This window comes from Leptotrichia sp. oral taxon 215 str. W9775 (assembly GCF_000469505.1).
Lineage (GTDB): Bacteria > Fusobacteriota > Fusobacteriia > Fusobacteriales > Leptotrichiaceae > Leptotrichia_A.
This window is the reverse complement of record NZ_KI272867.1, coordinates 104,908-116,070: the sequence shown is the minus strand read 5'-3', so window position 1 is coordinate 116,070 and position 11,163 is coordinate 104,908. Positions and strand designations below refer to the sequence as shown.

General features: G+C 31.2%; 10 protein-coding genes. 7 read left to right on the top strand and 3 right to left on the bottom strand.

Annotated elements, in window-relative coordinates; all coding sequences use genetic code 11:
* A partial coding sequence (gene treC / locus HMPREF1984_RS09710) for an alpha,alpha-phosphotrehalase (protein WP_021767817.1) occupies positions 1-1,579 on the top strand: 1,579 nt, incomplete at its 5' end.
* A 267-nt stretch (positions 1,580-1,846) separates the two neighbouring features.
* Positions 1,847-2,023, top strand: coding sequence for a 4Fe-4S binding protein (locus HMPREF1984_RS09705; protein WP_021767815.1), 177 nt, complete (start codon positions 1,847-1,849; stop codon positions 2,021-2,023).
* A 99-nt stretch (positions 2,024-2,122) separates the two neighbouring features.
* On the opposite strand, the gene HMPREF1984_RS09700 is transcribed toward HMPREF1984_RS09705, so the two are convergent.
* Together HMPREF1984_RS09700 and HMPREF1984_RS09695 are read right to left on the bottom strand one after the other, a co-directional pair.
* A complete protein-coding gene (locus HMPREF1984_RS09700) occupies positions 2,123-3,322 on the bottom strand; it encodes a homoserine dehydrogenase (protein WP_021767814.1) in 1,200 nt (399 codons plus the stop codon).
* A 24-nt stretch (positions 3,323-3,346) separates the two neighbouring features.
* The gene (locus HMPREF1984_RS09695) at positions 3,347-4,567 is read right to left on the bottom strand and encodes an aspartate kinase (RefSeq protein ID WP_021767813.1); all 1,221 of its coding nucleotides are present in this window, start codon (positions 4,565-4,567) and stop codon (positions 3,347-3,349) included.
* 401 nt (positions 4,568-4,968) lie between these two features.
* Between HMPREF1984_RS09695 and HMPREF1984_RS09690 the strand changes: the two genes are divergently transcribed.
* Together HMPREF1984_RS09690 and HMPREF1984_RS09685 are read left to right on the top strand one after the other, a co-directional pair.
* A complete protein-coding gene (locus tag HMPREF1984_RS09690; RefSeq protein ID WP_006806760.1) occupies positions 4,969-5,166 on the top strand; it encodes a cold-shock protein in 198 nt (65 codons plus the stop codon).
* Between the two features lie 148 nt (positions 5,167-5,314).
* Positions 5,315-5,818, top strand: a complete 504-nt coding sequence (locus HMPREF1984_RS09685; RefSeq protein WP_021767811.1) for a hypothetical protein — start codon at positions 5,315-5,317, stop codon at positions 5,816-5,818.
* A gap of 300 nt (positions 5,819-6,118) precedes the next feature.
* On the opposite strand, the gene HMPREF1984_RS09680 is transcribed toward HMPREF1984_RS09685, so the two are convergent.
* Positions 6,119-7,741 (bottom strand): ABC-F family ATP-binding cassette domain-containing protein, encoded by a 1,623-nt coding sequence (locus tag HMPREF1984_RS09680; protein WP_036100515.1) that lies wholly within the window; start codon positions 7,739-7,741, stop codon positions 6,119-6,121.
* Between the two features lie 182 nt (positions 7,742-7,923).
* On the opposite strand from HMPREF1984_RS09680, the gene HMPREF1984_RS09675 reads away from it, so the two are divergent.
* The 3 genes from HMPREF1984_RS09675 (at position 7,924) to HMPREF1984_RS09665 (ending at position 11,128) form a co-directional block, all read left to right on the top strand.
* Complete coding sequence (locus HMPREF1984_RS09675; protein ID WP_051314508.1) at positions 7,924-8,580, top strand: DUF6198 family protein; 657 nt, start codon at positions 7,924-7,926, stop codon at positions 8,578-8,580.
* A 49-nt stretch (positions 8,581-8,629) separates the two neighbouring features.
* A complete protein-coding gene (locus HMPREF1984_RS09670) occupies positions 8,630-9,361 on the top strand; it encodes a vWA domain-containing protein (protein ID WP_021767808.1) in 732 nt (243 codons plus the stop codon).
* A gap of 120 nt (positions 9,362-9,481) precedes the next feature.
* Positions 9,482-11,128, top strand: a complete 1,647-nt coding sequence (locus HMPREF1984_RS09665) for a Na/Pi cotransporter family protein (protein ID WP_036100513.1) — start codon at positions 9,482-9,484, stop codon at positions 11,126-11,128.
* The last annotated feature ends 35 nt before the right edge of the window (positions 11,129-11,163 follow it).

Below are 11,163 nucleotides of genomic sequence, written 5' to 3'. Positions count from 1 at the left end.
AAAACTTGATTATCTGAAGGAACTTGGAGTGGAAGTCCTATGGATTACTCCAATGTATAAATCTCCACAAAACGACAATGGATATGATATAAGTGATTACTACGACATTGATCCTAATTATGGAACAATGGAAGATTTTGAAGAAATGCTGGCTGAAGCCCATAAAAGAGGATTGAAAATAGTTATGGATATTGTTGTCAATCATTCTTCCACTGAAAATGAATGGTTTAAAAAGTCTGAAGCAGGAGATCCTGAATATAAGGACTTCTATATATGGAAAGATGCAGTTGACGGGAAAGAGCCTACAAACTGGCAATCAAAATTTGGAGGAAATGCCTGGCAATATTCAGAAAAAAGGGGGCAATACTACTTACACTTGTTCGACGTAACTCAAGCTGACTTAAACTGGGAAAATGAAAATGTGAGAAAGAAAGTATATGAAATGATAAGATTCTGGCTGAATAAAGGAGTGGACGGCTTTAGGCTGGATGTTATAAATCTTATATCAAAAGACCAGAGATTTTTAAATGATGACGGAAGTGATACGAGATTTGTTCCTGACGGAAGAAGATTTTACACAGATGGACCTAGAATACATGAATTTTTAAAGGAAATGAATAGAGAGGCGTTTGGTGGCGGAGAACTTATTACAGTTGGAGAAATGTCATCTACAAGCATTGATAACTGTATAAAATATTCTAATCCTGATGAAAAGGAATTATCAATGACATTTTCATTCCATCATTTGAAAGTTGACTATCCAAATGGAGAAAAATGGGCAAAAGCCCCCTTTGATTTTGTGGAGTTAAAAAGAATATTCTCTAAATGGCAAATTGGAATGTATGAAGGAAACGGATGGAATGCAACTTTCTGGAATAATCACGATCAGCCTAGGGCATTGTCAAGATTTGGAAATGATAAGGAATATCATAATGAGTCGGCTAAAATGCTTGCCACAGTTCTTCATGGACTGCAAGGAACTCCTTATATTTATCAGGGGGAAGAATTTGGAATGACAAATCCATATTTTGATAATATTGAGAAATATCGTGATGTTGAGTCAACTAATAATTATAAAATTTTATTGGATAAAGGCTGTTCTGAAGAAGAAGCCATTGAAATTTTAATGCAGAAATCCAGAGATAATTCCAGAACCCCTGTTCAATGGAATGATTCTGAAAATGCAGGATTTACAACTGGAACTCCATGGATCGGGGTGCCTGAGAATTATAAGACAATTAATGCTGAAGCGTCTTTAAAAGATAAAAATTCAGTGTTCTATCATTATAAAAAATTAATTGATTTAAGAAGAAATGAAGAACTTATAGTGACTGGAAAGTATGAAGACATTGATTTGGAAAATAAAAATGTATATGCTTATAAACGTGCTGGAGAAAATGGAGAATTAATTATAATAAGTAATTTTTATGGAAAAGAAGTAGAATTTGAATTGGAATCTAATGGAATTACACAACTGGAAAGTGCTAAAATTTTATTATCAAACTATGAAACAGCACCTGAAATTAAAAATGAAAAATTTATTTTAAAACCTTATGAAGCGGTTATATTTAAAAAATAATCCTTAAAAAAAGTAGAGTTTTCAATATGTACATACAATTTGTAAAGATAACAGAATTGTCAAAAAAATAACATTATTTTATATTCAAAATATTTTTTATTTCCATAACCAAAACAAAAAACGTTTAATCTTTCAAAATAAAAACTATTCAAAGTACTGTAAATTATGACTTTCAAATGAATATTTTTTATTGACTTATAACAAAAAAAATGGTATTTTATTATCAAGAAAAGAAAATAAAAAATAAAAACTTGGGAGGAATATATTATGGCATTTTCAATAGAAAAAGAAACTTGTATAGCTTGTGGAGCATGTGAAGGAGTTTGTCCAGTAGAAGCAATTTCTGAAGCAGAAGGAAAATATGAAATCGATGCGGCAACTTGTATTGATTGTGGAGCATGCGAAGGTGTATGTCCAGTAGAAGCTATATCACAAGCTAACTAATTAAAAATTAAATTTGAAAGTATTCAATGTTTTTTGGAGAGAAAATTTTGAATATATAAGAAAAAGCCCTGAAAATTCAGGGCTTTTTAAATTATTCAATTACTTAATTATTTTTAATACAAGTTTTTCCTGTGCATCTTTTAAATACTCATTTATTTCATTTCTTGAAATATTTTCAGCTAAAATGATAAAGAAATTATCAATTTTGTTATAAATTTCAAAAGGTGATTTTTCTATATTGAAATCATTAGAAACTCTTATATAATAATTATCCTTTACAGCATTTGAATCTATTATATTGATTATTTTTGTAGAATTAAAGAAGTAGTCAGATTCAATATGATTTCTTGTAGCTATTTTTACAATATCAGCAACAACGGCAGATGCTGTAGGATCCATTCCTGCACCTTTTCCATAGAATAAAGTTCTTCCTGTATATGAACCAATTGTTTCAATTGCATTGTAAACATCATCTACTTTTGCAAGTATTTCATTGTTTGAAATAATAACCGGCTCTACAGAAATTTGTGCAGAATCTTCTGAAACCAGTTTTGAGCTTGCAATCAGCTTTATTGTAGAATTTAACTGATTTGCTGAGAAAATATCAAGTGTGTTGATTTCCCTGATTCCTGAAATTTGCATATCCTTGAATTTAATAGAACCACCATAAGCAAGTGATGCAAGAATGTTTATTTTGTGTCCTGCATCTATTCCATCAACATCATAAGTTGGATCAGCTTCTGCATATCCTTTTGCCGATGCAATTGAAAGAGCTTCATCAAAAGATAGATTTTCTTCTTTCATTTTTGTAAGTATGTAATTTGAAGTACCATTCATAATACCTTTTATTTCAGTTACAGTATTTGCAACTAAACTTTCCATTAAAGGTGTAACTATAGGAATTCCTCCACCAACAGCAGCTTCAAATAAGAATGAAACACCATTTTCTTTAGCTATCTGAAATAATTCCACACCATGTTTAGCAATTAGGGCTTTATTTGCAGTAACAACACTTTTTTTAGATTTAAATGCCTGGATAATAATATCTTTTGCGAGTGTTTCTCCACCTATCAGTTCAACAACAAGTTTAATTTCAGAATCTTCCAATATTTTCTTATAATCGTCAATAAGAATTGACTTGTCAAATTCAAAGGAAAAATCCCTAGTTATATTTAAGTCACAGGCATATTTTACTTCAATATCAGCCTGAGATTTTTCAAAAATACTATGTTTTTCTTTAGTTAAAACCTTTAAGACACCTTCACCAACTGTCCCCAATCCTATTATTCCTATTTTCATATAGACCTCCTAAACTTGAATTTTTTAATTTTCTTCAATAAACTTTTCGTGAAGTGCTCTTACAGCTTTATTTACATCTTCTTCTTTTATTATACATGAAACATTTATTTCAGAACATGAAATCATATCTATGTTAATACCATTTTCAGCAAGTGTATCAAATATTTCTGCAGTTGTTTCATAATGAGTTTTCAATCCTATTCCAATAGCAGAAATTTTAGCTATATTTGCATCGTATGAAACACCTTCAGCTCCTAATTCTTCCTTCAGTTCCTGAGAAATTTCCACAGCTTCCTTTAAATCATCAATACTTACAGTATATGAGATGTTATTAAACTCTTTAGTAACGCTTGAACTTTGAAGGATAATATCTGTATTTATTTTAGCTTTTGCAAGTTTTGAAAAAACTTTAGCGGCGATTCCTGGTTTATCAGGTACTCCGGAAAGAGTAATTTTCCCTTCATTTTTTGTTGATGTAATTCCTATAATTTTAACTTGTTCCATTGATTCGTCTCCTTTTTCTTTAACTATAGTTCCAGTTGAATCATCAAATGATGATCTTAAGTGAATTTTTATTCCATATCTTGCTGCAATTTCTACTGCCCTTGGGTGTAACACCTTAGCTCCGGAAGCTGCCATTTCAAGCATTTCCTGATAAGAAATTGTATTAAGTTTCTTTGGATTTTTTACAACTCTAGGATCGGCAGTATAAACTCCGTCTACATCAGTGTATATTTCCACTTCATCAGCTTTTAACGCTGCTCCCAGTGCAACGGCAGTAGTGTCTGAACCTCCTCTTCCAAGAGTGGTAATTTCATTGTTTTCTGTAATTCCTTGAAAACCTGCAAAAACTACAACGTTTCCTTCAGAAAGTTTTTCTCTAATAATATCTGTGTTAATATCAAGTATAGTAGCTTTAGTATGTTCGTCGGTAGTTTTAAAATCAACCTGAAAAGCATTCAATGAAACAGCTTTTTTACCAAGATCTTCTATAGCAATTGCCAAAGATGCGATTGAAATCTGTTCCCCGGATGTTAGAAGCATATCAAGCTCTCTTTTGCTAGGTGTTTCAGAAAGTTCATATGCACGTCTTATTAAAGAATCAGTTGTACCTGCCGGTGCTGAAACTACGACAATGACATCGTGCCCTTCATTTTTATATTTCAAAACTCTTTTGGCAACTTCTTTTACCCTTACAGCATCTGCTACAGAAGTTCCTCCATATTTTTGTATTATTAATGCCATGTTAATTATTGATAATACTAATTACTGTATTATCTTCTCCTTTTTTAAAATTTAGGTTTAAATGGGAACCTATACCCCAAAAATATACCTTAATATAATATACTATTTTGTCCATAAATTCAATATATGTTTTAAAATATTTTACAATACAATTATATATATTTCTCAATAATGTATATATTCTATTTATATTATAAAAAATGAAAAAATATGAATGTCTGAAAATACTAATAATACTAGGTTTTTTCAGATATGAGAAATATAGTTAAAAAAAAAACTTTGAATTTTGAAAAAATGTGGTATAATATATACAGAAAACCAAGAGCAAGTAAATGGAGCAAAATATTCAAAAGTAATTTGTAACAAGTTGTTTGAGGTGTAAAATTTTAGGAGGTAGCACTTTGTTAGGTAAAGTAAAATGGTTTAACGACAAAAAAGGATTTGGATTTATTTCAGGAGAAGATGGAAATGATTATTTCTTACATTTCTCTAAAATCAATAAAGAAGGATTCAAATCAGTTAATGAAGGGGAAGAAGTAAGTTTTGATGTAGAAGAAGGACCAAAAGGACCTCAAGCAACAAACGTTGTTTCTCAGTAATTTAACAAAAACTATTAATTGATAAGGTATTGATTTTCAATGCCTTATTTTTTTATAATTCTTGCTAAATATTATTATAAATTTTCAGTTTGCTTTCAGTTTAATATTGTATAATAAATATAAATTCATACAGGAGAGTGATTAAATAATGAAAAAGACAATATTATTAATTATGATGATATTTTCATCATTTGTATTTGGGAATTCCTTTGAAAAAAGTTTTGGGGAAAGAATAACAGACAGGATAAAATTTGGAATGACCAAGGAAGAATTTAGCAGGTCAGTTTCAAAAACACCATTATCAAATTCTCATGACAATGGGAAATATGCAGTTTATTATTATTCAGGAGTGGAAGATCCGCTGGGGATACCAAGAAATCTGACAAGTTTTAATTATGTTGATAACAGACTTGTTTCGGCAATTTTTGATTCGCAGACTACAGAAGAAGAACATAAAAAAATTGTGAAGGCATATTCAAAAAATCAGAGTAAATTATCGAAGGAAAAAATGAAAAAAATGGAGACGGAAACAGCTCTTTTATTGTATAATGACAAGAAAACGATAGAAGTTTATAGAATGCTGGATCACACATTTATAATAGTGCAAGCTGCAACTCAGGAAGGTATTGAAAATAAAATAAGAAGTTTTTAAAAACTTTAGTAAAAAAATGACATTTTGTTATCTTATAGGGATTGTCTCAGAAAGAAAGCTTGAAAAGTAATCTAAAAAAACTATATTTTTGGATTATCTAGAATTTTACAATGTAAAACAGGAAATGAATTTAGGAAAAGTCATCTGTCTGAGCCTTTAGGCAAGTTTTTGACTTTTCCTTAATGAATGACTGTTTTATATAAGTAAAATTTTAGTGAATGAAAAAAATATAGTTTTGTATATTGTATTTATAGTTTTACTATTTTGAGACAGTTCCTTAAGATTTTAAAATGTCATTTTTTATTTTCCATATAGTTCAGAAAGTCTCTGCTGTACATTTTCATCATTTATATAGTCGTCATATTCCATTTCTTTTTCAAGTATTCCGTTTGGAGTAATTTCAATTATTTTATTTGCCACAGTTTGAATAAATTCATGGTCATGAGTGGTAAATAAAACTGTTCCAGGGAATCTTATAAGAGATTTATTTAGAGAAGTAATGGATTCAAGGTCAAGATGGTCAGTAGGGTTATCAAGAAGAAGTACATTTGCTCCTGAAAGCATCATTTTTGAAAGCATACATCTTACTTTTTCTCCTCCTGAAAGAACTTTTGCCATTTTTCTAGCTTCTTCACCTGAAAAAAGCATTCTTCCAAGAAATCCTCTTACATATTCTTCATGCTGGTCAGTAGAAAACTGTCTCATCCAGTCTATAAGAGATAAGTCCACATTTTCAAAGTATTTTGAATTATCTTTTGGGAAGTAGCTCTGGGAAGTAGTCATTCCCCATTCATAGCTTCCTGAATCAGGTTCCATTTCTCCTGCCAATATTTGGAAAAGAGTAGTTTTAGCAATGTCGTTATTTGAAAGGATAACAACCTTATCTCCTGTATTTACAGTAAATGAAATATTATTAAGAACTTTTTCTCCATCTATTGTTTTTGAAAGATTTTCCACTTTAAGCATGTTGTTTCCGGCTTCTCTTTCAGGTTTAAACTCTATATAAGGATATTTTCTGTTTGAAACCTGCATATCTTCAAATTGAAGTTTTTCAAGCTGTTTCTTACGGCTTGTAGCCTGCTTTGATTTTGAAGCATTTGCAGAGAAACGTGCAATGAAGTCCTGAAGTTCTTTTCTTTTCTGTTCAAGTTTTTTATTCTGGTTTCTTATAAGATCCTGCATTAACTGGTTTGATTCATACCAGAAGTCGTAGTTTCCTACAAACATTTTAATTTTTCCATAGTCAATGTCTGCAATATGTGTACATACCTTATTTAAAAAGTGTCTATCATGTGATACAACAAGTACAGTAGTATTTTCAAGATTCATTAAAAATTCTTCCAGCCATCTTACAGCTTTAAGGTCAAGTCCGTTTGTAGGCTCATCAAGTAGAAGTATGTCGGGATTTCCAAATATTGCCTGTGCAAGAAGGACTTTTACCTTTTCAGGTTCTGTAAGTTCCTTCATAAGTTTGTGGTGCAGCTCAGCACCGATACCAAGACCGATAAGAAATTTTTCAGCATTAGTTTCAGCTTCCCAACCATCAAGTTCAGCAAATTCTCCTTCAAGTTCTGCTGCCAGCTCCCCATCTTCTTCTGTAAATTCAGTTTTTGAATAGAGCTCATTTTTCTTCATCATAATATCGTAAAGTTTTGTATGTCCCATCATTACCACATTTAAAACCTGCTCATCTTCGTATGCAAAGTGATCTTGTTTTAGGAATGACAGTCTTTTATTTTTATCAATGATTACTTCTCCTGAAGTAGATTCAGCTTCTCCTGTAAGTATTTTTAAAAATGTTGATTTTCCTGCACCGTTAGGCCCTATTATTCCGTAACAGTTACCTGGTGTAAATTTTATGTCCACTTCATCAAAAAGTTTTCTTCCTCCAAACTGGACTGATAAATTACTTGTTGAAATCAAAAAAATTCCCTCCTTTAAATTAATTATTCGATACATTATATCAAAAAAAGAGGTGAATGACAAATAGAAAAGAGATATATTCAAAAAGTAATTAAAAGAAAAAATTTTAAGCTTGTGAAATAACTTTTTTTGGTTTATAATATTAACATAAAGTAAATTTGAAAACAGGAAAGGAGAAACTGATGAACCTGAAAAAGTTTTTATGTAATTTAGCGTTATCATTAATGGCGTTTATACTCACAGGTCTAGGAACAAGCATGTCGATAGAGGGAGCCATAGGAATAAGCAGTTTTAATGCTCTAAATTACAGTCTGTCCAATCTGTTTCAAATGAAAATAGGAACAATGACAATAATATTAAATTTGCTTTTCTTATTTCTCTACATTGTTCTGACAAAGGGTAAATTTATAGTAAAATATGTTTTTCAGTTAATTGCTGTTTCATCCATAGGGATTGTAATAAATTTTTTCACATATAATATTTTTGATAAAATGGAAGTTGGTAACTATTTTATTTCAGTAATGTATCTGGTGTGCGGAGTATTTATAGGGGGGATTTCAGTGGCATTTATATTGGCACTGGACACAATGAGTTTTCCAGTTGAGGCATTCTGCCTTGAAATTGCAAATATGAAAAATATAAAATTTTCTAAAGTCAGAAGGCTCATAGATATAATTTCAGTATCAGTTTCCCTTCTGATAACATTGCTGTTTTCTTATCCTTTAGTAATAAGGGAGGGAACTGTTGTAAGTTTATTGTTATTTTCAACAGTAATTGGATATTTTCATGAAAAATTTGTGAAAATCGAAGCTATACGAAATTTGAAAATATTTATTTGATTTAAATATTTTGATTTAAATATAAAAAAATATTAAAGGATGTGATTTAATGAAAAAGATTTTAACAGTAGCACTTATGTTGATGTCAGTATCGGCATTTGCGAAGGCTCCATCTAAAACAGATCAAAAAAATAAAAATAATAAACCTAAAGATGTGGAACTGGTTTTTATCCTTGACAGAAGCGGTTCAATGGGTGGCCTTGAATCAGATACTATTGGAGGATATAACTCAATGCTTTCAAAACAGAAAAAGGAAAAAACAGGGAAAGTTTCTGTAACAACAGTTCTGTTTGATGACCAGTATGAACTGCTTTATAATCAGGTTCCTATTGAAAAAGTATCTCCCATGACAGAAGAGGAATATTATGTGAGGGGAAGTACAGCTTTACTTGATGCGATAGGAAAAACTGTAATACAGGTAAAGGCAAATCAGGATAAAAAAGAAATTAAAGATAAGGTTCTGTTTGTGATAATAACTGACGGAATGGAAAATGCAAGCCGTGAGTACAGGGCAGATCAGATAAAAAAATTAATTGAAGAAAGAAAAGAAAAAAATAACTGGGAATTCCTGTTTTTAGGGGCGAATATTGATGCAATTGGAGCCGCAAAAGACATAGGAATAGACTCTTCGAGGGCTGTACGTTTTAAATCAGACAAAAAAGGGACAGCAAAAAATTATGAAGTCTTAAATGAAGCAATTAAGGAAATAAGAGGTGGATATCAACTTAATAATTCATGGAAGAATGAAATTGAAGAAGATGTTAAAAACAGGGGAGAATAATTTAGAAATTTTATAAAAAAAACTTGATATTTTCTTTGATATGATGTATCATAAGTGCGAATTATGATTTCCATATATTTTAGAAATCATAAAATAAAAAGAAGTGGAGAAAAAAACGATATGGAAACGGCGTTAAACACAATTAATTTTCAACAGATGGCCTTCACATTTCTTGGAGGATTAGGTCTGTTTTTATTCTGTATCAAGTACATGGGGGACGGGTTACAAATTGCTGCCGGGGATAGACTGAAATACATTCTGGATAAGTATACGACTTCTCCTTTTTTAGGAGTCCTTGTAGGAATTTTTGTAACTGCACTGATACAGTCAAGTTCAGGAACTTCTGTTATAACTATAGGTCTTGTAGGGGCAGGATTACTTACATTAAGACAGGCTATAGGAATTATAATGGGAGCAAATATTGGAACGACAATAACAACATTTATAATCGGGTTCAATATTTCTGCATATGCATTGCCGATATTATTTATCGGAGCCTTCTGTCTGTTTTTCGTGAAAATTGAAAAGGTAAATAATGTGGGACGTATTTTATTTGGATTTGGAGGAGTATTCTTTTCCCTGACACTTATGTCGGGAGCAATGGCACCTCTGAAATACTTGCCTGCATTTAAAGATGTAATGGTAAGTCTGAGCGGAAGTCCAATTCTAGGTGTTTTTATAGGGACAACGATAACAGTGCTTGTACAGGCTTCAAGTGCGACAATAAGTATACTTCAGAACATATATCAGGAAGGGCTTATACCATTAAAAGCCGCTTTACCTGTATTATTTGGAGATAATATAGGGACAACGATAACAGCAATAATAGCTGTTATAGGTTCAAATACTTCAGCCAAAAGGCTTGCGGCTTCGCATGTAATGTTCAATGTCATTGGAACAGTCATATTCCTAATATTTTTGACTCCATTTTCAATGTTTGTTGGAAAAATGGAGCAGATTCTTCATTTGAATCCTAAAATGGCAATAGCATTTGCCCATGGATCCTTTAATATGATGACAACAGTTCTTTTATTTCCTTTTATAGGAGTTCTGGAATATCTGGTTGTTAAAATAATTAAAGATAAAAAAGAAGATGAGGAAGAAGCATATAAGACAACTCTTGATCCGGCACTGATAACTGCACCGGTTATTGCCTTAGGACAGGTAAAGCAGGAGCTGCTTACAATGACAGGATTTGCATTGAAAAATTTTAGAACTTCAGTTTCCTACTTCTTTGAAAGAGATGAAAAGTTATTTGAGAAAGTTGAAAAAAGGGAAGAAAAAATAAATACAGTTGATCAGGAAATAACAAAATATCTGGCACTTCTATCCAAACAGGATTTTGGAGAAAAGGAAGGGGAAGAAATAGCCACTTACCTTGATTTGTGTAGAGATATTGAAAGGGTAGGAGATCACGCCCACGGTATCGTAAAAGATGTAAAATATGGAATAAGCAAGAAATTCAAGTTTTCTGATACGGCTTATGCAGAAATAAAGGAACTTGAAGAAATAGTGGAAAATATGATTGAAACTGCAACAGTGGCCTTAAAGGAATCAAGCATTGATAAGGCAGTGGAAGTTATAGATTTACATAATAAGGAAAGAGAAAAGGAAAAGAAAATAAGAAAGAATCATATAAAGAGATTAAGTGAGCAGACTTGTGAAATAAAAGCAGGATTATCTTTTGTTGATCTGGTGCTGCACTTTACAAGAATAGCAGATCATACTAGAAATATTGCAGAAAGAGTTTTGGAAAATAGAGTATAGTATATATAAAAAGATATAGAAATAAATATTAACAG